This is a genomic window from Glycomyces sambucus (genome assembly GCF_900102815.1).
Lineage (GTDB): Bacteria > Actinomycetota > Actinomycetes > Mycobacteriales > Micromonosporaceae > Glycomyces > Glycomyces sambucus.
Window position 1 is genome coordinate 365,788 of the sequence record NZ_FNGF01000002.1, and the last position, 17,275, is coordinate 383,062.

The 17,275-nt window shown below is 73.6% G+C and carries 25 protein-coding genes; 15 read left to right on the forward strand and 10 right to left on the reverse strand.

The window, feature by feature from the left end:
- Positions 1 to 5: 5 nt before the first annotated feature.
- Positions 6 to 1,025 carry a tyrosine-type recombinase/integrase gene (locus BLS99_RS06830; protein ID WP_091045835.1) on the reverse strand — a complete coding sequence of 340 codons (1,020 nt, stop codon included), beginning with the start codon at positions 1,023 to 1,025 and terminating at the stop codon, positions 6 to 8.
- A gap of 101 nt (positions 1,026 to 1,126) precedes the next feature.
- Here BLS99_RS06830 and BLS99_RS06835 point away from each other — a divergent pair, with 101 nt between their 5' ends.
- Positions 1,127 to 1,546 carry a secondary thiamine-phosphate synthase enzyme YjbQ gene (locus BLS99_RS06835; protein ID WP_091045838.1) on the forward strand — a complete coding sequence of 140 codons (420 nt, stop codon included), beginning with the start codon at positions 1,127 to 1,129 and terminating at the stop codon, positions 1,544 to 1,546.
- Between the two features lie 11 nt (positions 1,547 to 1,557).
- On the opposite strand, the gene BLS99_RS06840 is transcribed toward BLS99_RS06835, so the two are convergent.
- Positions 1,558 to 2,517, reverse strand: coding sequence for an aldo/keto reductase (locus tag BLS99_RS06840; RefSeq protein WP_245712176.1), 960 nt, complete (start codon positions 2,515 to 2,517; stop codon positions 1,558 to 1,560).
- A 123-nt stretch (positions 2,518 to 2,640) separates the two neighbouring features.
- On the opposite strand from BLS99_RS06840, the gene BLS99_RS06845 reads away from it, so the two are divergent.
- From BLS99_RS06845 to BLS99_RS06855, 3 genes are read left to right on the forward strand one after another with little or no spacing between them, the layout of a single operon-like run.
- Positions 2,641 to 3,018, forward strand: coding sequence for a MerR family transcriptional regulator (locus tag BLS99_RS06845; RefSeq protein ID WP_245712177.1), 378 nt, complete (start codon positions 2,641 to 2,643; stop codon positions 3,016 to 3,018).
- Between the two features lie 58 nt (positions 3,019 to 3,076).
- Positions 3,077 to 3,808, forward strand: a complete 732-nt coding sequence (locus tag BLS99_RS06850) for a nucleotidyltransferase domain-containing protein (protein WP_091045842.1) — start codon at positions 3,077 to 3,079, stop codon at positions 3,806 to 3,808.
- Positions 3,809 to 3,819: 11 nt separating this feature from the next.
- Positions 3,820 to 4,353 carry an AAA family ATPase gene (locus tag BLS99_RS06855; protein ID WP_091045844.1) on the forward strand — a complete coding sequence of 178 codons (534 nt, stop codon included), beginning with the start codon at positions 3,820 to 3,822 and terminating at the stop codon, positions 4,351 to 4,353.
- A 15-nt stretch (positions 4,354 to 4,368) separates the two neighbouring features.
- Here the strand turns inward: BLS99_RS06855 and BLS99_RS06860 are convergent, their stop codons facing one another.
- Entirely contained in the window at positions 4,369 to 4,866 is a 498-nt protein-coding gene (locus BLS99_RS06860; RefSeq protein WP_091045847.1) for a tetratricopeptide repeat protein, read from the reverse strand.
- Between the two features lie 34 nt (positions 4,867 to 4,900).
- A complete protein-coding gene (locus BLS99_RS26070; RefSeq protein ID WP_091045849.1) occupies positions 4,901 to 5,641 on the reverse strand; it encodes a hypothetical protein in 741 nt (246 codons plus the stop codon).
- A 38-nt stretch (positions 5,642 to 5,679) separates the two neighbouring features.
- On the opposite strand from BLS99_RS26070, the gene BLS99_RS06870 reads away from it, so the two are divergent.
- The gene (locus BLS99_RS06870; RefSeq protein WP_091045851.1) at positions 5,680 to 6,351 is read left to right on the forward strand and encodes a maleylpyruvate isomerase N-terminal domain-containing protein; all 672 of its coding nucleotides are present in this window, start codon (positions 5,680 to 5,682) and stop codon (positions 6,349 to 6,351) included.
- On the opposite strand, the gene BLS99_RS06875 is transcribed toward BLS99_RS06870, so the two are convergent.
- Positions 6,348 to 7,046, reverse strand: a complete 699-nt coding sequence (locus tag BLS99_RS06875) for an HNH endonuclease family protein (protein ID WP_091045854.1) — start codon at positions 7,044 to 7,046, stop codon at positions 6,348 to 6,350. The two genes, BLS99_RS06870 and BLS99_RS06875, sit on opposite strands and share 4 nt — an antisense overlap.
- Positions 7,047 to 7,160: 114 nt before the next feature.
- Between BLS99_RS06875 and BLS99_RS06880 the strand changes: the two genes are divergently transcribed.
- From BLS99_RS06880 to BLS99_RS06890, 3 genes are all read left to right on the forward strand, one after another.
- Positions 7,161 to 7,691 (forward strand): AAA family ATPase, encoded by a 531-nt coding sequence (locus BLS99_RS06880; RefSeq protein ID WP_091045856.1) that lies wholly within the window; start codon positions 7,161 to 7,163, stop codon positions 7,689 to 7,691.
- A 65-nt stretch (positions 7,692 to 7,756) separates the two neighbouring features.
- Positions 7,757 to 8,899 carry a beta propeller repeat protein gene (locus BLS99_RS06885; protein WP_091045858.1) on the forward strand — a complete coding sequence of 381 codons (1,143 nt, stop codon included), beginning with the start codon at positions 7,757 to 7,759 and terminating at the stop codon, positions 8,897 to 8,899.
- On the forward strand, positions 8,896 to 9,177 hold the full coding sequence (locus BLS99_RS06890; RefSeq protein ID WP_091045861.1) for a MoaD/ThiS family protein: 282 nt from the start codon (positions 8,896 to 8,898) through the stop codon (positions 9,175 to 9,177). The genes BLS99_RS06885 and BLS99_RS06890 overlap by 4 nt, the downstream gene beginning before the upstream one ends.
- A 49-nt stretch (positions 9,178 to 9,226) precedes the next feature.
- Here BLS99_RS06890 and BLS99_RS27330 read toward each other — a convergent pair whose 3' ends face one another.
- Positions 9,227 to 9,625: an FKBP-type peptidyl-prolyl cis-trans isomerase gene (locus BLS99_RS27330; protein WP_091047749.1), complete on the reverse strand. Its 399-nt coding sequence runs from the start codon at positions 9,623 to 9,625 to the stop codon at positions 9,227 to 9,229.
- Between the two features lie 224 nt (positions 9,626 to 9,849).
- Here BLS99_RS27330 and BLS99_RS06900 point away from each other — a divergent pair, with 224 nt between their 5' ends.
- The gene (locus BLS99_RS06900; protein ID WP_091045864.1) at positions 9,850 to 10,311 is read left to right on the forward strand and encodes a MarR family winged helix-turn-helix transcriptional regulator; all 462 of its coding nucleotides are present in this window, start codon (positions 9,850 to 9,852) and stop codon (positions 10,309 to 10,311) included.
- On the opposite strand, the gene BLS99_RS06905 is transcribed toward BLS99_RS06900, so the two are convergent.
- The gene (locus tag BLS99_RS06905; RefSeq protein WP_091045868.1) at positions 10,305 to 10,967 is read right to left on the reverse strand and encodes an NAD(P)-dependent oxidoreductase; all 663 of its coding nucleotides are present in this window, start codon (positions 10,965 to 10,967) and stop codon (positions 10,305 to 10,307) included. The genes BLS99_RS06900 and BLS99_RS06905 overlap by 7 nt on opposite strands.
- Before the next feature lie 145 nt (positions 10,968 to 11,112).
- Between BLS99_RS06905 and BLS99_RS06910 the strand changes: the two genes are divergently transcribed.
- From BLS99_RS06910 to BLS99_RS06930, 5 genes are all read left to right on the forward strand, one after another.
- On the forward strand, positions 11,113 to 11,715 hold the full coding sequence (locus BLS99_RS06910) for a rhomboid family intramembrane serine protease (RefSeq protein WP_176953235.1): 603 nt from the start codon (positions 11,113 to 11,115) through the stop codon (positions 11,713 to 11,715).
- Positions 11,712 to 11,948, forward strand: coding sequence for a hypothetical protein (locus tag BLS99_RS06915; RefSeq protein WP_091045875.1), 237 nt, complete (start codon positions 11,712 to 11,714; stop codon positions 11,946 to 11,948). Before BLS99_RS06910 ends, BLS99_RS06915 begins: the two co-directional genes overlap by 4 nt.
- A 78-nt stretch (positions 11,949 to 12,026) precedes the next feature.
- Positions 12,027 to 12,401: a GntR family transcriptional regulator gene (locus BLS99_RS06920; protein WP_091045879.1), complete on the forward strand. Its 375-nt coding sequence runs from the start codon at positions 12,027 to 12,029 to the stop codon at positions 12,399 to 12,401.
- Between the two features lie 16 nt (positions 12,402 to 12,417).
- Positions 12,418 to 13,314, forward strand: coding sequence for an ABC transporter ATP-binding protein (locus tag BLS99_RS06925; RefSeq protein WP_091045883.1), 897 nt, complete (start codon positions 12,418 to 12,420; stop codon positions 13,312 to 13,314).
- Positions 13,311 to 14,300, forward strand: coding sequence for an ABC transporter permease subunit (locus tag BLS99_RS06930; RefSeq protein ID WP_091045886.1), 990 nt, complete (start codon positions 13,311 to 13,313; stop codon positions 14,298 to 14,300). The genes BLS99_RS06925 and BLS99_RS06930 overlap by 4 nt, the downstream gene beginning before the upstream one ends.
- Before the next feature lie 91 nt (positions 14,301 to 14,391).
- Here the strand turns inward: BLS99_RS06930 and BLS99_RS06935 are convergent, their stop codons facing one another.
- The gene (locus tag BLS99_RS06935; RefSeq protein ID WP_091045889.1) at positions 14,392 to 14,796 is read right to left on the reverse strand and encodes a VOC family protein; all 405 of its coding nucleotides are present in this window, start codon (positions 14,794 to 14,796) and stop codon (positions 14,392 to 14,394) included.
- A gap of 336 nt (positions 14,797 to 15,132) precedes the next feature.
- On the opposite strand from BLS99_RS06935, the gene BLS99_RS26075 reads away from it, so the two are divergent.
- Positions 15,133 to 16,215: a hypothetical protein gene (locus tag BLS99_RS26075; protein WP_091045893.1), complete on the forward strand. Its 1,083-nt coding sequence runs from the start codon at positions 15,133 to 15,135 to the stop codon at positions 16,213 to 16,215.
- A 106-nt stretch (positions 16,216 to 16,321) separates the two neighbouring features.
- Here the strand turns inward: BLS99_RS26075 and BLS99_RS06945 are convergent, their stop codons facing one another.
- Positions 16,322 to 16,909 (reverse strand): DinB family protein, encoded by a 588-nt coding sequence (locus tag BLS99_RS06945; protein WP_091045896.1) that lies wholly within the window; start codon positions 16,907 to 16,909, stop codon positions 16,322 to 16,324.
- A 29-nt stretch (positions 16,910 to 16,938) separates the two neighbouring features.
- Positions 16,939 to 17,238 carry a putative quinol monooxygenase gene (locus BLS99_RS06950; RefSeq protein WP_176953236.1) on the reverse strand — a complete coding sequence of 100 codons (300 nt, stop codon included), beginning with the start codon at positions 17,236 to 17,238 and terminating at the stop codon, positions 16,939 to 16,941.
- Positions 17,239 to 17,275: the final 37 nt, after the last annotated feature.

A 17,275-nucleotide genomic window follows, 5' to 3' on the forward strand; every position in this document is an offset into this window, starting at 1 on the left:
CGACATCACGATTCGGGCAGCTGGAGGCGGTCGACGGCCTCGCGGGAGCGGCGGGCCGGGCGCCGGTCGTAGCGGGCGGTGGTGGCGGGGGAGGCGTGGCCGACCAGGGACTGGGTGATGGCGAGGTCGACGCCGGCGTCGAGGAGCTCGCCGATGAAGGTGCGGCGGAAGTCGTGGGGGGTGTGTCGGCGCTGCCCGGCCTCCACGAGCCGCTTCGTCAGAAGGTCGGCGATGGCCTGCCCGGTCATGCCCGAGAGCTGGTTCCCGCTCCTGCGGAGGGCCCCGGCCTTGTTGATGGGGCAGAACAGGGCCCCGGGGGTGTTGCCGCGCACGGCCATCCACCGCTCGATGCGGGCCTGGGCGGCCTCGGTGACGTAGACGGCGCGCTCCTTGTTGCCCTTGCCGACGATGCGGATGGCGCGCTCGGAGGCGTCGTAGTCGGCCAGGCGCATCGAGGCGATCTCGCTCCTGCGGCACCCGGTGGAGTAGAGGGTGGCGAGGACGGCGGCGTCGCGGGCCCCGGCGGGCCCGGGGTCGGCGTCGCACGCGTACAGGGCCGCGCCGAGGGCCTCGCCGTCGACCTGCTGGCCGACCGGGAGCCGGGTGGCCTTGACCGGTTGGAGGTCGCAGGCGCGCTGGTAGTCGTCGGCGGCCATGAGGTCGAGCCGCCACGCCTCCTTCAGGACGCGGCGCAGGGCCGCGAGGTGCTTGTTGACGTACGCGCCCGACCAGCCGGCGTCGATCATGGCCGCGCGCAGCCGGGAGGTGTGCTCGTAGCGCAGCAGGTGCCAGGGCTGGCCCTCGCCGGTGGTGTCGGCGTCGCCGGACAGGAGCTGGGCGATGCGGTCGAGGCACCCGCGCATGGTGCGCCGGGACTCGGCCGAGCCGAGGGAGTCCAGATAGGCCCGGTACGGGTCGGCGTTGGGGGAGACGACGACGGTGCGGTCGCTCCAGTCGATGCCCGACAACGACGTGCCCGCCAACGACTTGCCTGCCGACGACTTGCCCGCCCCGCTGCCTGCCATGGCCCCACCCTAGACGACGGGGCCGACATGCCACGACCGCACCGCGATCCGGCCCGCGCCCGCTCCGGCCGGGCCCGGCCCGCCGTGGGAGGATCGCCCCCATGAGCGCGGCGTTCCACACCACGACCCTCGAGGTCCACACCGGACGGCGCGAGTGCGTCCGCAACCTCACCGGCGACTGCGAGGGCTTCCTGTCCTCGATCGGCGCCCGCGAGGGCCTGCTGAACGTGTTCGTGCCCCACGCGACGGCCGGGATCGCGGTGATCGAGACCGGCGCGGGGTCCGACGAGGACCTCCTCGACGCGCTCGGGGACCTGCTGCCGCGCACCGACCGGTGGCGCCACCAGCACGGGTCGATCGGGCACGGCCGCGACCACGTCCTGCCCGGCCTGGTCGCCCCGCACGCGACGCTCCCGGTGGTGTCCGGACGGCTCGCCCTGGGCACGTGGCAGTCGGTGCTCCTGGTGGACACCAACCGCGACAACCCCGACCGGACCGTCCGGCTCTCCTTCCTCGGCTGAAGACCCCCGCGCTAGGCGGCGGCGTGCATGCGGGCGAGCTGCCCGGCCTCCAGCTTGAGCGCGACCCCGGCGACGGCCTCCTCCAGCTGCGCGACCGACGACACCCCCACCAGGGGGACGATCGGCGCCTCGTGCGCGCACAGCCACGCCAGCACCACCTGGTTGCGGGTCGCCCCGGTCTCGGCGGCGACCTCGTCGAGCACCGCGAGCCGCGCGTCGGTCCCCGGGTGGGCGTAGTGCTCGCCCAGGGGCTTCTTCACGTACGCGCCCGACAGGAGCGAGGAGTACGCCAGCAGCGCCGTCCCCGGCGTGTGCGCCAGGTAGTCGAGGTCCTCCACCGCGGCGTGCACGTGCCCGCCCTCGGGCAGGACCGCCCCCGGACGCGGCTTCAGGTACGAGTACCGGTTCTGCATCGCCGTATAGGCCGCCGCACCCGACGCCGCTGCGACGCCGCGCGCCCGCTCGACGCGCCACGCGGTGTAGTTCGAGGCCCCGACCATGCGGGCCTTCCCGGCCCGCACCGCGTCGTCGAACCCGGCGACGGTCGCCTCCAGGGGCGTGTCCCGGTCGTCGCGGTGGGCCCAGAACAGGTCCACCCGGTCGGTGCCCAGCCGCGCCAGCGACTCGTCCAGCGCGGCCCCGATCCGCTCCCGCGACAGCGGCTCGGAGTGGTCCATGCCCCCGCCGAAGAACGTCGGCCGGCGCCCGGCCTTCGTCGCCAGCACCACCTCGTCCCGGTTCCCGCGGGCGGCGAACCACCGGCCCAGCAGCAGCTCCGACCGGTCCCCGGTGCCGTCGCCCTCCCAGAACATGTAGCAGTTGGCGGTGTCGATGAAGTTCCCGCCCAGTTCCACGAACCGGTCCAGGATCGCGAAGCTCAGCTCCTCGTCCTGCTGCGTGCCCAGGGCCATCGCCCCCAGGCACAGCCGCGACACGCCCACGGCGTCCGGTCCCAATGCGATCCGCTCCACAGCGGTCCCCTCTCGTCGTTCCCTACCCCGACGACGCTAGGACCTGGAGTGGACTCCAACGCAAACCCGCAGGCCAGTGCCCGTGCCCCACCCCGGCGGGGGCGGCGACTATCCTCGGAGGGCGTGGACACCACCTCAACGGCCGACGCTTACACGATCGGGGAGTGCGCGCGCCGCTCCGGCTTCACCATGGACACCCTCCGCTACTACGAGCGCATCGGCCTCATCGGCGACATCGCCCGCACCGCCACCGGCCAGCGCCGCTTCAACGACGAGCACCTCGAATGGCTCGGCGTCCTCAAGTGCCTGCGCGACACCGGCATGCCCGTGGAGCAGATGCACCGCTTCGCGACCCTCGTCCGCGACGGCGACCACACCATCGCCGAGCGCATCGCCCTCCTGGAGGACCACCGGACCGCCGTCGACGCCCGCATGGCCGACCTCGTCGCCAAACGCGACTACCTCCTGGGCAAGATCGCCTACTACAAGTCCGTCGCCTAGCGCCCGCCGCCGGGAAAACGACTCGACCCGCATCCGCTCGAGCCGCCATACTCCGCTGGTGCACCACCGCGACCGCGCCCTCGCCATCGCCGCCCGGACCGCCGCGGCCGAACCCGACGCCCTGGCCGTGGCCCTCGTCGGCTCGGTCGCCACCGGCACCGACCACCCCCACTCCGACATCGACCTCATCGCCGCCGCCCGCACGGACCCCGGCACCCGCGTCCTGCACGTCGAAGGCCGCATGGTCACCCTCACCCGCAAGACTCCCGCCGACCTCGCCGCGGCCCTGACCCGACCAAGGGAGGCCGGCGCCGCCGTCCCCGCCTGGCGCACCGCCCGGCTCCTGGCCGACCCCGACGGGATCCTCCACGACCTCCAGGAACACGCGCACGCCTGGACCTGGGACGAGGTCGAGCGCCCCGACGAGTGGGCCGCCGGCGAACTCGTCGGCCTCGCCGAGGAGGTCCACAAGGTCCACGGCATGCTCGCCCTCGGGCGCGCCCGGGCCGCCGCCGCGAACCGGCTCATCCTCGCGCTCGCGCTCGCCGTCCCCATGGCCGCCGCGAACCGGCTCCTCTACGGCTCCGAGAACGACCTCTGGGACGCCCTCGCCCGCACCGAGGGCCCCGCCTGGGCCCGGGCGTGGGACACCGCGACCGGCCTGGCCCCCGCCCCCCACGACACCGCCTGCCGGGCCGCCGCCGACCTCTACCGCACCGCCGCCGCCCGCCTCGCCCGCCACCTCGACCCGGCCGACCGCATCACCGTCACCACCGCCGCCGACCTGTGAAGGGGCCGCCTGTGCGCCGCCACATCCTCACCGGCGCCCCCGGCGCCGGCAAGACCACCATCGCCGACCGCCTCGCCCGCACCGGGCGCACCGTCGTCGCCGAAGCCGCCACCGACCTCATCCGCACCGCCCAGGCCGCCGGCGACCCCAGACCCTGGACCGACCCCGGATTCTGCGAGGCCACCGCCGCCCTCCAACGCGACCGCCGACACGACGCCGACCGCCTCCCGGGCCCCGACCAGTACTTCGACCGGTCCCCGGTCTGCACGCTCGCGCTGGCCCGCTTCCTCGGCCACCCCGTCGGCCCCGTCCTCGCCGCAGAACTCGACCGCGCCGCCGCCGACTACGCGCCGACGGTCCTCTTCGTCGACCTCCTCGACACGCTCACCCCGACAGCGGTGCGGCGCATCAGCCTCCCCGAGGCCCGCGCGTTCGCACAGGTCCACCTGGACGCCTACACCGAGTACGGGTTCCAGATCGCCCGCATCCCCGCCGGAACCGAAGCCGACAGGACCGCGCTGGCCCTGCGCCTGACCCGCCCCTGACCTCCCGGGGCCGCGTCACGCCACCGGGTCCAGGCCGACCAGGCCCCGCGCGTAGTTCACCGTCGACCGCTGGTACCGCGGCAGGTGCGGCGCCAGCGCCGTCAACGCCACCGACAGGCCCTCCCGGTCGCGTCCCAGCTTCGCCAGCGTCAGCGCCTCGCACATCGCCAGCGCCCCGTCGTAGGCGTCCGAGCCGCGCGCCCGCTCGTCCGCGATCACCGCCAGGGCCTCGGCGGGCCGGCCGGTCTCGCGGAGGGAGGACGCCATCTGGATCGACACGCGGCGCCGCCGCACCCCCGACAGGCCCGCGGCCACGGCCCGCTCGTAGTAGCCGACCGCGTCCTCGGTGAACCCGGTCGAGTCGTGCGCGCCGCCGACCTCGAACAGGCCCACGGCCTCGTCGCCGCACTCGGCCGCGAGGTCCTTCATGGCCTGCACGAACTCCTCGCGGCCCATCGCGTCGAGCCGCTCCCACAGCGCCGCGCAGCGCGCTTCCCAAGCCTCATCGGTCATGGCAGCGAACCTACCCGCTCCGCGCCGGTCGACCCTATTCGGGCCGTAGCCCGTCCCCGAGCGCCCCGAGCGCGCCCAGCAGCACCAGCCGCTCCCGCGCGTCCAGCGCCTCGTAGATCGGCGCATCGAGACGGTTCGTCTCCGCCTCCACCTGCTCCCACATCGGCCCCGACTCCAGCGCCACGACCTCGTCGACCGACAGGCCCGCCGCCGCCCACGCCGCCCGGTGCGCGTCCGCCCGGTGATGGCGCAGCGCCTCCAACCGCGACACCAGCAGCCCCGCCGCCGAGGCCCCAGGCGCCTCCCACGTCGGCGTGAACGCCGCGAACACCGGGCCCCCTCTGGCCGCCCCGGCCTCCAGCAGCCGGCCCACCAGCGGCAGCGCCGCCTCCACCGCCGACACCCCCGCCAGCGCCGGCGAAGGCGTGAACGACCACAGCGCCTCCGCCGCCGCGGCCAGCGCCCCCTCCACCCCCACCGCCAGCTCCCGGCCCCGCTCGGTCCAATCCCACGACCCGCCCGACCGCACCGCCAGACCCCGCGCCTCCTCCGCACCCGCCGCGAACGGCAGGTACACCATCCGCGCCGCCACCGCCGCCTCCGGCACCGGATGGTCCAGCATCGCGTACAGCAGATTGATCTCCAACCCCGGCAGCAGCCCCAACGGCGCGTACAACTCCCGCACCGCCGGGCGCGACGCGTGCCGCACCCCCACATGCAACCGGTCCACCACCGGACGGACCACCGCGGCGTACGAAGCGAGCGGATGCGACATCGAGAACTCCCGTCGACAGGGGAATATGATCAGGCCCCATGATGCCACCGCCGCCCCTCACCGCGCTCGCCGCCGAGACCGCCCGCATGGCACAGGCCCTCGACACCGTCACCGCCTGGGACACCCCCACCCGCTGCACCCCATGGGACGCCGCCGCACTCACCGCCCACGTCACCGGCGCCCTCGCCCGCCTCGACCCCATGCTCGACGCCCCCGAACCGCCCGCGGCCACCGTCACCGCCGCCGGCTACTTCACCCCCGACCACCGCTACTCCAACGCCGCCAACACCACCCGCGTCGACACCGCCACCTCGGCCGCACGCGACGCCGGGCCCGGCATCGCCGCCGCCTTCACCACCACCGCCGCCCGCGTCCTCGCCCGCTGCGCCACCCAACCCCCCGGCCGCCGCGTCACCACCCGCCACGGCGACCACATGACCCTCACCGACTTCCTCACCACCCGCGTCGTCGAGACCGCCGTCCACGGCATCGACCTCGCCGACGCCCTCGGCACCCCCCGCTGGACCACCCCCGACGCCCGCCACACCCTCACCCGCCTCCTCCTCGGACCCGGCCACACCACCGCGCTGGCGGCCCTCGGCGGGGACCCGGTCGCGTTCATCGCCAAAGCCACCGGCCGGGACCCGTTCCCGCCCAGCGAAAAGGCCGAGGCGACCCGCCTCGGCCTCGTACCGCTCGCGTTCGGCTAGCAGCCGGCGGCGACGTCGAGCAGCGCCGTCCGCTCCGCCTCATCCACGGTCAGCGACCACTCCTTCTTCACCTCGACCCACGCCCACACGTAAGCGCACCAGACACTTTCATCTTCGGGCATCCACTCCGCGGGGTCCTGGTCCGACTTGGACCGGTTCGAGGACGCGGTCACCGCGATGAGGTGCCACGAGTTCCCCAGCCAGTTCGCGTACGACTGCCGGTCCTCGGTCGTCCAGTTCACCGCCCCCGAACCCCACGCCTCCTTCAACGGCACGAAGTGGTCGATGTCGATGTCCCCGGACTCGGTGACGGTCTCGCCGTCGTACATCGACACCCACTCGCCGGTCATCGCCGCATCGCAGTCGGCCTCGGTCAGCCCACCCGACCGGTCCTGCGCCACCAGCACGTCGTCGCGGGCGTCGCACCCGTTCCCGTCGTCGTCCTTCCAGTGCGGGAACAGGGACCGGTCGTAGCCGCCGTTCTCCTCCTCGGCCACCGTCAGGGCCTCGATGTCGGAGGTCAGCACCGCCGGATCGACGGTCACCGAGAACGGCGCCGTGTCCGCGAACTCGGCCGGCGCCGCCGACCCGCCCCCCGACGGGAGGTCGTCGATCGCATCAGACAAGCTCTCGCAGCCGGTCGCGACCACGAGCAGGGCAGGGGACAGGAACAGGGCGAGACGGGAAGCGCGCATCACTTCGTCCTTACTGGAGTACCGGGCGGGGTCGGGGCCAGGGTGCCCCAGCTGTCCGCAACGTAACACGATCACGGCCACCGAACCACCGCCGCCTCTGCTAGATTCCCCCGGATGATCGTCTGGCTCAACGGCACCTTCGGCTCCGGCAAGACCACCACCGCGCGACTCCTCCAGACCGCGCTCCCCGCACGGCTCTTCGACGCCGAACACGTCGGCGCCCTCCTCGAATCCGTCATCGGCGACCTGCCCCACGACGACTTCAAGGACTTCCCGGCCTGGCGCGCCCTCACCGTCGCCACCGCCCGCCACGTCCTCGACCACGCCGGCGGCACCCTCGTCATCCCGCAGTCGGTCCTCCAGCGCGAGTACTGGACCGAACTCATGGACGGCTTCGCCCACCACGCCATCCCCGTCCGCGCCTACACCCTCCACACCGACCGCGACACCTTCACCCACCGCGTCGAACACGACACCGACGAACCCGGCGCCCGCCAGTGGCGCCTCGACCACCGCGACCCCTACGAGACCGCCCTCACCGAATGGCTCGCCGACGCCACCACCGTCGTCGACAACACCCGCGCCACCCCCGACCAGACCGCCGCGCGCATCACCGCCGACCTCCGAAACCGCGGAACCGCCTGAAAACGTCACACCCGGGCGCGACGATGGGGGACCACAGCCTCGACCGCACGGCAAAGGAGCCCGCCATGGCCTACCTCGTCCTCATCGGCACCCGCAAGGGCCTGTTCACCGCCACCAGCGACGACCGCGTCCACTGGTCCGTCGACGGCCCCGCCAAACTCGACCAGGACGGCTTCACCGCCGTCGCCGAGATCTACGCCGCCGCCTGCGACCCCGCCACCGGCCGCGTCCTCGTCGGCGCCTCCACCTTCTTCGGCCCCTCCATCTGGCGCTCCGACGACGCCGCCCGCACCTGGGACGAACCCGAGCACGCCCCCATGGCCTTCCCCCAGGACCTCCCGTACCGGCCCCTCGACTTCTCCGAGACCGCCGGCATCGACCAGCCCGACAGCCCCGAGACCAACACCGTCAAACGCGTCTGGCAGCTCGCCTTCGGCCCCGGCGACCGCGTCTGGGCCGGCGTCGAACCCACCAGCCTCTGGACCTCCGACGACGCCGGCCGCACCTTCACCTTCAACCAGGCCCTCTGGGACCACCCCCAGCACACCACCTGGGCCTCCGGCGCCGGCGGACCCGCCGTCCACACCATCGTCACCCACCCCGGCGAACCCGGGAAGCTCACCGTCGCCATCTCCTCCGGCGGCATCTACCAGACCACCGACGACGGCGCCACCTGGAACGGCATCACCAAGGGCATCACCGTCGACTACGGACCCGACGAGGCCCCCGAATCCGGCCAGTGCATCCACAAGGTCACCCGCGACGCCGCCGGCACCCTCTTCGCCCAGAGCCACGGCCCCGCCTACCGCGCCGACCGACCCGACGGCGGCTGGACGAACATCTCCGCCACCCTCCCCACCAACTTCGGGTTCGCCATGGTCGCCCACCCCACCCGGCCCGGCACCGTCCTCGCCTGGCCCGTCGGCGAAGCCATGGACCGCACCCCGCCGAACGCCCGCATCGCCGCCTGGCGCACCACCGACAACGGCGAGAACTGGACCTCCTGGGCCCACGGCCTGCCCGACGAGAACTACTACGGCACCGTCATGCGCGACGGCGCCTGCACCGACGGCGACCCCGCCGACCCTGGCTGGTACTTCGGCACCCGCTGCGGCGACGTCTGGGCCGCCGCCGACGACGGCCACTGGCACCAGGTCGCCGCCCACCTGCCCGACGTCCTCTGCGTCCGCGCCATGGTCACCGCATGAGCACCGACGTCAAGATCCCCGCCGCACTCGCCTCCGAGTGCGGCGGCGCCCGCCACCTCACCGTCGACCTCGACGAGCACGCCACCCTCGCCGACCTCCTCGACGCCGTCGCCGCCGCCCACCCACGCCTCGGCCGCCGCCTGCGCGACGAGTCCGGGCGCCTGCGCCGCTTCGTCAACGTCTACATCGGCGACGAGGAGTCCCGCCGCCTCCAAGGACTCGACACCCCCCTCGACGGCCGCGAGATCCAGATCCTCCCCTCCATCGCCGGAGGCTGAACACACCGGAGGGGCCGCCCCACCGGGACGGCCCCTCCGAAAACCGCGACTACGACTTGCCGTTGATCGACACCACGTCGACCACGAACACCAGCGTCTCGTTCGGGCCGATCACACCGCCCGCACCCGCCGCACCGTACCCCAGCTCCGGCGGGATCACGATCAGGCGCCGGTCACCGACCTGCGCACCCGCCAGCCCGTCGTTCCAGCCCTGGATCACCGGCGCCGAACCCAGCGGCGACACCGTGAACGGCTGCGCCCCACGGTTCCACGACGCGTCGAACTCCTTGCCGTTCGACCAGTTGAACCCCGCGTACTGGACCGCGACCGCATCCCCGGCCACCGCCTCCGCACCCGAACCCTCCACCACGTCGTGGACGAACAGCCCCGCAGGAGCCGCACCCCCCGGCACCGTCACCACCGGACGCGCACCCGTGTCCTCCGACACCGACACCTCGACACCGTCACTGATCTGCACCACGCTGACATCCCCTTCATCCGAGCCGCCCTCAGCGGCACCGCAACCGGCCAGCAGCACCGCACCCGCGGCCGCCACCGGCACCACAAACCTCAACAGCCTAAGCACCACCGCGAGAACCTACCACCCAGACCCCCGCACCCGCCCCCTCGCCTATCCTGGACCCCCGACCCGACCAGCAGGAGCACCGCACCATGCAACCCGCGCCCGACCCCGCCGAGCACGTCACCGAACTCCTGCGCGCCCTCACCGTCCAACTCCGCCTCCTCAACCACCAGGTCTCCGACCGCCTCGGCCTCCAAGACGTCGACCTCGAATGCCTCGACCTCATCGGCCGCACCGGACCCCTCACCCCCTCCGCGCTCGCCCGCGCCGCGGACCTGCACCCCGCCACGGTCACCGGGGTCCTCGACCGGCTCGAGAGCGCCGGGTGGATCCGCCGCGACCGGGTCCCCACCGACCGGCGCGCCGTGCACCTGACCGCCGACCCCGACCGGTCCGCGGCGGTCCGGGCCCACTACGAGCCGCTGCGCGGGGCCATCGCCGCGATCTGCGGCGACTTCGACCCCGCGCAGCTGGAGACGATCGCGGGCTTCCTCGCCCGCGTCACCGCCGCCGGGCAGGCGGCCACCGACGACCTCGCGGGCCGTCAGTAGGCGACGCCCAGGACCTTCCCGGCCGCGTCCGCATCGGCCGCGGCCGCGAGCATCGCCGCGGCCAGGTCCGCGCGGCCCAGCGTCCACCCGTTGCGCGGCTGCGCGCCCTCGGCGGTGCGCCAGGCGCCCTTCGCCGGGACGTCGGTCAGGCGCGGCGGGCGGACCACCGTCCAGTCCAGACGCGAGTCCACCACCAGGTCCTCCATGCGGGCCAGGTCCGCGTAGTGCGCGGCCAGGGCCCGCTTGACGATCGGCGTGACCAGGCGCAGCAGCGGCCCGTCGCCGGGGTCGGTGCGCGGCTTGTCGGGGCGCGCCGCGGTCGGCACGGTCCCGATCGGCGCCGCCGACAGCACCACCAGCCGCCGGACCCCGGTGGCGCGCATGGCGTCGAGGAGCGCGGCGGTCCCGGTAGCGGCCACCCCGGCGTCGTGCCTGCCGGTCGCGCCCAGTGCCGAGACGACCGCGTGCGCGCCGTCCAGGGCCTTCGCCAGCGCGTCGGGGTCCGGTGCCGCGAAGTCGGTGCGCGCGAACGGCACGCCCGGCGGGAGTTTCTGCGGCGACCGGACCAGGGCGGTCACCTCGTGTCCGGCGTCGCGGGCCTGCGACAGGACCAGGCGGCCCGTCGCGCCCGTGGCCGCTGCCAGTGCGAGTCTCATGGGGGTCTCTCCTCACGCAAAGATGATACGGATTCCATACTATCTGAGTTCCGTATCGATTCGGCACTGCGCGCACGCCCCGACTACGCTTCCAGGGACCGGCTTCCCGAGGCGAAGCCCCGAACCCCTTCCCGCAGGAGCCGCATTGACCCTCCCGGCCGCACCCGAACCCCGCCCCGCCCACCCCGTGCGGCGCGCGCTCACGACCTGGGGCGCGCTCATCGCCCTCCTGTGGGCGGTCCTCGTCGCCGACCTCGTCCTCCCCGCGCACCTGACGATGTGGGGGATCACCCCGCGCACCCTCGACGGTCTCGTCCCCGGGATCGTCGCCGCCCCGTTCCTGCACGCCGACGCCGCGCACCTCGCCGCGAACACCGTGCCCCTCGCCGTCATGGGCGTCGTCTGCGCCCTGCGCGACCGCGCCGGCATGTGGGCCGCCCTCGCCACCGCGCTCGTCGTCTCCGGCCTCGGCGTGTGGCTGCTGTCCCCGGCGCACTCGGTGACCGTCGGCGCCTCCGGCGTCGTGTTCGGCCTCTTCGGGTACCTGCTCGCGCGCGGCCTGTTCATGCGCAAGATCGGCGACTTCCTCATCGCCCTGCTCATCGTCCTCGTCTACGGCTCCCTCATCTGGGGCGTGCTGCCGACCAGCCCGTACATCTCCTGGCAGGCCCACCTGTTCGGGTTCCTCGGCGGCATCGCCGCCGCGATCGCCGTCGCCCGCTCCCGCCGCGCCAGGGCCGCCGCGTGAGCGCCCCCGCGGGCTTCGCGCACCGCGAGCGCGGGGACGGGACCGTCGTCATCACCCACCGCGGCCGGGCCGCCGCCACCCTCCGCGGCACCCGCGCCGCGAAGTTCCTCGCCGAGCTCGCCGCCGGCGACCCCCAGCTCGTCATGGCCCGGTGGACCGGCGCCTACCGGTTCGGCACCGAGCGCACCGCCCGCGACCACCCCCGCAACCAAGGCTGCGACCAGCGCCGGTAGCCCCACCGGGCACCCCGCGATTGACACCGGCCGACCCGCGGCACTATAGTGCTAACATCCTAGTGAAATAGAGTTACCGTGATCGACTTCCACCTCGAACCGCGCTCCGGCGTGGCCCCCTACATGCAGCTCGTCCACCAGGTCCAGCAGGCCCTCAGGCTCGGCATGCTCGCAGTGGGGGACCAGCTGCCCACGGTCAAGCAGGTCGTCGCCAAGATCGCCATCAACCCCAACACCGTCCTCAAGGCGTACCGCGAACTCGAACGCCAAGGACTCGTCGCCCCCAAACCCGGCCGCGGCACCTTCGTCACCGCCACCCTCGCCGCCGGCGACCTCGACGCCCACGCCGAACTCAAGACCGAACTCCACCGATGGATCACCCGCGCCCGCACCGCCGGACTCGACGACGACGCCATCACCGCACTCTTCGCCACCACGATCAGAAAGACCTGACCCCGAAAGCAGGACCATGGACACCCCGGTCATCCGCGCCGACGCCCTCACCAAGCGCTACGGCCCCCACCCGGCCCTCACCGACGCCACCCTCGACATCCCCGCCGGCCGCATCGTCGGCCTCGTCGGCCCCAACGGCGCCGGCAAGTCCACCCTCCTCGCCCTCGCCGCCGGCCTCATCCGCCCCACCTCCGGCACCATCGACGTCCTGGGCCGCCGCCCCGCCGCCGACACCGCCCAACTCGCCCGCGTCGGCTTCGTCGCCCAGGACACCCCCGTCTACGCCCAGCTCACCGTCGCCGAGCACCTGCGGCTGGGGGAGCGGCTCAACCCCGCCTGGGACCGCCCCTTCGCCCACGCCCGCATCAAGCAGATCGGCCTCGACCCCGCCAAGAAGGCCGGACGCCTCTCCGGCGGCCAGAAGGCCCAGCTCGCCCTCACCCTCGCCGCCGCCAAACGCCCCGAACTGCTCATCTTCGACGAACCCGTCGCCGCCCTCGACCCCCTCGCGCGCCGCGCCTTCCTCCAGAACCTCATGGAGTTCGTCGCCGAGATCGACGTGTCGGTGATCCTGTCCTCCCACCTGATCTCCGACGTCGAACGCGTCTGCGACCACCTCGTCATCCTCGCCGAATCCCGCGTCCAGGTCGCGGGGGACATCGACGACCTCACCGCCGCCCACTTCCGCGTCGTCGGCCCCCGCGGCACCCTCGACACCCTCCCCGCCGGCACCGACGTCATCGCCACCGAGCACACCGACCGCCAGACCACCCTCATCGTCCACGCCCGCAACGGCACCCGCCCCGACACGCTCGGGCAGACCGAACCCGTCGGCCTCGAGGACATGGTCCTCACCTACCTCCACCGCGCCCAAGGCACCGGCGCCCCGACCCTCCAGGAGAGCACCCGATGATCTGGCTGACCTGGCGCCACATGCGCACCCAGACCCTGTGGACCGCCGCCGCCCTCGCCGCGCTCGCCGTCTACCTGCTCTACCTCGGCGCCGACCTCCGCGAGGTCTACGACCGCGACATCGCCGGCTGCACCGCCGAATGCGGCCAGGCCGCCAGGGCCGTCGCTGACGCCTTCGGGACCCCGCTGCTCCTCCTGGGCCTCGTCCTCATCGCCGGCCCCGCGCTCCTGGGCGCCTTCTGGGGCGCGCCCCTCATCACCCGCGAACTCGAGACCGGCACCCACCGCCTGGTGTGGAACCAGTCGGTCACCCGCACCCGCTGGCTCACCGTCAAGCTCGTCCTCGTCGGGGGAGTGAGCGTCCTGCTCACCGGCGCGCTCAGCCTCCTGCTCACCTGGGCCGCCGCGCCCTACGACCAGGTCGCCGCCTCCCGTTTCGAACCGCTCACCTTCGCCGCCAGGGACATCGCCCCGTTCGGGTACGCGCTCCTGGCGTTCGCCATCGGCCTCGCCGTCGGCGTCCTCGCCCGCAAGACCCTCCTCGCCATGGCCGTCACCATCGCGCTCTTCATCGCCTTCCAGGTGCTCATGGCGACCGCCGTCCGCCCCCACTTCGCCGAACCGGTCACCGAGACCATCGCGTGGTCCGACGCCAACGCCGTCGGCACCATCGACTCCTTCGGCATCGGCCCCCACGGCGCCGGCATCCAGGGCTACACCATCACCGACGCCTGGGTCCTGTCCGACTACATCACCGTCTACAAGGCCGACGGCACCGAGGTCGACGAGGACGACATCGCCGCGTGCGACCAGCAGACGCTCCACCCCGACGAGTGCATGACCTCGCTCGGCGCCGTCTTCGACGTCACCTACCAGCCCGCCGACCGGTACTGGCCGTTCCAGTGGGCCGAGTTCGCCGCCGCGGCCGGTCTCGCCGCACTCCTCATCGGCCTCGCGTTCTGGCGCGTCCCCCGCGGCATCAACTGACGCGATTCCCGCAAGCAACGGTGGGCGGACCCCAGGGTCCGCCCACCGTCTTCCACGTGCCGCGCCGCCCGATCCCGGGCTAACCGGGGGACTAGCTCCCGGCGATGTTCACCATCCACGCGATCCCGAACCGGTCCACCAGGGCCCCGAACTCGTCGCCCCACATCTGCTTCTCCAGCGGGATGCTCACCGACCCGCCCTCGGACAGGCCGGCGAAGTAGCCGCGCAGCGCGTCGCCGTCGTCGCCCGAGAGGCTGATCGCGATGTTCCGGCCCGGCTCGTACGGCATCCCCGGCGGCGTGTCCGACGCCATGACCGTGTACCCAGCAGACGAGGTCAGCTGCGCGTGCATCACCTGCTCCGCCGGGGCGTCCGGCACCCCCGACTCCCCGAACGTCATCACGTTCAGCTCACCGCCCAGCACCGACTGGTAGAACTCCATCGCCTCCCGCGCGTTCCCGTTGAACGACACGTAGGGATTGAGGATCGAACCCATCGCAGACTCCTTCCGCCCGATCTCCCCGCCATCGTCGCAGCGCCCGCCGCCACCGGCGGCCGAATCCCGGAGACCCGCCTCCGCAGGATCCGCCCCGGGATCTCCGCGAGTCCCCGTCATGCCCGTCCTCCGGGCCGGCCCCGGCGGGCCCATCGCGCCGAAAGGGCCACCGACCCGACGAACGCTGCTGCGGATCGCCGTAGGTCGTCACAGGGTCCTCACACCTATAACTTGCGGGAACGGCACTTCTCGTGAGTTATGCATCGGGAGGCGACACGCCTGTTTTCCTATTATTTAAATATCAATACCGGAAATAAATAATGTTAGGATGTGGGCATGACGAAAACAGATGCCACCGCCCAGACCGCCCCGAAGCTCGTGACGCTGTGCAAGCGGTGCGGCACGCCGATCCCGCAGCAGCCCGGCCGCGGACGCCCGCGCCTGTACTGCGCCGACGGCGACTGCGCCTCCCAGGCCAAGCGCCAGCGCGAGCTGCGCCGCGCCACCCCCGGGCTCGAAGGCGCGCTGGCGCGGGCCGAGGAGCTGTACGAGCAGATCGAGCAGTCGATGTCCTCGGCGCTGGCGCCGCTCGCGGAGGCCCTGCGGGCCGAGACCGACCCGGCCGAGGTGGAGGCGCGGATCGCGGAGGTCCGGTCCGAGGCCGCCGGTGCGGTGGCGGCGGCCCGGGCGGAGCGGGACGAGGTGGCGGCGCGGGCGGGTGCGCTGCGCGAGGAGGTCGCGCAGGCGCTGGCGGAGGTCGAGCGGGTGACCGCGGTGGCCGCTGCCGGTGAGGCGCGGGCGAAGGAGGCCGTGGCGGCGCGGGTGGCGGCGGTGCGGGACGCGGAGTCGTCGCGTGCGGAGGCCGAGCGGGCGCTCGCTGAGGCGGCGGCTGCGGTGGCGGATCGTGATGCGGCGGTGGAGGAGGCGTCGCTGGCGCGGGCCGAGGCCGCCGGTGCGGTGGTGGAGCGGGACGCGGCGGTGGCGGGCCGCGAGGAGGCCGAGCGGGCGGCGGGTGCGGCCCGCGGTGAGGCGGCGGCGGCGCGGGCGCGGGCGGATGAGGTGGCCGCGGAGGCGGCGGAGGCGCTGCGTGCGGGTGAGGCGGCGCTGGAGCGGGCCGAGTCGCGGGTGTCGTCAGTGATGGTCGAGCGCGATCGTGAGCGGGCGCGGGTGGAGTCGCTGGTGGCGGAGGTGGCGGTGGCGCGCCGGGATGCGGAGCACGCGTCGGCGGCGGCGCTGGAGCGGGCGGAGGCGCTGTCGCGGTTGCAGGGCGAGTTCGCGGACGCGGTGGCGGATCAGCGGGTGCTGGCGTCGCGGTCGGCGGCGGCGGAGGCGGCGCTGGTGGAGGCGCGTGGTGAGGCGGGGTCGTGGCGTGAGCGGGCGCTGGCGGCGGAGGCGCGGGCGGTGCCGGCGCCGGAGTAGTCCGCTCGGGTACTCCCCCGTGCCGGTGGGCGGGGGTTTTGTCCGGTTCGGGGCCCGGTGGTGCCGGGCCCCGTCGGTGTCCGGGTGCGCGGTCTGGGTGCGCGGTCTAGAGGCCGGCGGCGGTGCGGGCGGCCTGCTCGACCTGGGCGCGGTAGGCGGTCCAGTCGTACTGGTCGGCGGGCGGGAGGTTCGTGTTGCGGGCGCCGAGTCCGGCGGCGCCGTCGATGGTCTCGCGGACGATGTCGGCGTGTCCGGCGTGGCGGTTGGTCTCGGCGGTCATGTGGACGAGGATCTGGCCGAGGGTGACGGTGCGGCGTTCCTCGGGCCACCAGGGGACGGTGCCGGTGGCGTCGAGGTCGAGGGCGTCGACGGTGGCGTTGGAGTGGTCCCAGACGCGCCGGTAGAGGTCGGTGAGGTATTCGCTGGTCTCGTCGGCGGTGGCCCACATCTCGATGTTGGGGACGGACTCGATGAGGGCGAACCAGGCGGGCGGGTCGGGGAAGGGCCGGTCGAAGACGGTGCCGAAGTACTCGACGTCGGTGGCGGCGGAGTGCTTGACGAGGCCGAGGAGGTTGGTGCCGGTGGGGGTGAGGGGTCGGCGCAGGTCGTACTCCCCCAGGCCGTCGAGCTTCCACAGGAGGGCTTCGCGGGCGGACTGGAGGTAGCGCTGGAGGGTGGTCTTCAGGTCGGTCATGGGTGCGAGTGTGGCATCCGGGTGTGACGTCAGAGGTCGGTGGGGACGGATTCGTAGACGCGGACGTCGGCGGGGCGGGCGCGGTGGGCGTCGAGGGCGGCCGAGCCGACCCGGTGGTGGGGTGCGTCGAGGTGGTGCTGGAGGGCGGTGCGGTCGGTCCAGGCTTCGACGCAGACGAACGCGCCGGGTTCGGTGACGCTCTCCCAGAAGTGGTAGGCGAGGCAGCCGGGGTCGTTGGCGAGGGTGGACGCCTGGAGGGCGCGCAGGCCGTCGCGGTAGGCGTCGAGGTGTTCGGGCTGCGCCCAGAGGTACGCGTGCACGGTGATCATGCGGGTGAGGTTATCCGGTCGACCGGGGGCGGTGTTG

Coding starts and splice junctions, on each gene's coding strand:
- BLS99_RS26075 (WP_091045893.1), top strand. CDS start 15,133: ATGACGAAAACAGATGCCACCGCCCAGACCGCCCCGAAGCTCGTGACG.
- BLS99_RS06875 (WP_091045854.1), bottom strand. CDS start 7,046: ATGCGCGCTTCCCGTCTCGCCCTGTTCCTGTCCCCTGCCCTGCTCGTG.
- BLS99_RS06900 (WP_091045864.1), top strand. CDS start 9,850: ATGCAACCCGCGCCCGACCCCGCCGAGCACGTCACCGAACTCCTGCGC.
- BLS99_RS06885 (WP_091045858.1), top strand. CDS start 7,757: ATGGCCTACCTCGTCCTCATCGGCACCCGCAAGGGCCTGTTCACCGCC.
- BLS99_RS06925 (WP_091045883.1), top strand. CDS start 12,418: ATGGACACCCCGGTCATCCGCGCCGACGCCCTCACCAAGCGCTACGGC.
- BLS99_RS06950 (WP_176953236.1), bottom strand. CDS start 17,238: ATGATCACCGTGCACGCGTACCTCTGGGCGCAGCCCGAACACCTCGAC.
- BLS99_RS06880 (WP_091045856.1), top strand. CDS start 7,161: ATGATCGTCTGGCTCAACGGCACCTTCGGCTCCGGCAAGACCACCACC.
- BLS99_RS06835 (WP_091045838.1), top strand. CDS start 1,127: ATGAGCGCGGCGTTCCACACCACGACCCTCGAGGTCCACACCGGACGG.
- BLS99_RS06890 (WP_091045861.1), top strand. CDS start 8,896: ATGAGCACCGACGTCAAGATCCCCGCCGCACTCGCCTCCGAGTGCGGC.
- BLS99_RS06905 (WP_091045868.1), bottom strand. CDS start 10,967: ATGAGACTCGCACTGGCAGCGGCCACGGGCGCGACGGGCCGCCTGGTC.
- BLS99_RS06860 (WP_091045847.1), bottom strand. CDS start 4,866: ATGACCGATGAGGCTTGGGAAGCGCGCTGCGCGGCGCTGTGGGAGCGG.
- BLS99_RS26070 (WP_091045849.1), bottom strand. CDS start 5,641: ATGTCGCATCCGCTCGCTTCGTACGCCGCGGTGGTCCGTCCGGTGGTG.
- BLS99_RS06930 (WP_091045886.1), top strand. CDS start 13,311: ATGATCTGGCTGACCTGGCGCCACATGCGCACCCAGACCCTGTGGACC.
- BLS99_RS06870 (WP_091045851.1), top strand. CDS start 5,680: ATGATGCCACCGCCGCCCCTCACCGCGCTCGCCGCCGAGACCGCCCGC.
- BLS99_RS06935 (WP_091045889.1), bottom strand. CDS start 14,796: ATGGGTTCGATCCTCAATCCCTACGTGTCGTTCAACGGGAACGCGCGG.
- BLS99_RS06830 (WP_091045835.1), bottom strand. CDS start 1,025: ATGGCAGGCAGCGGGGCGGGCAAGTCGTCGGCAGGCAAGTCGTTGGCG.
- BLS99_RS06945 (WP_091045896.1), bottom strand. CDS start 16,909: ATGACCGACCTGAAGACCACCCTCCAGCGCTACCTCCAGTCCGCCCGC.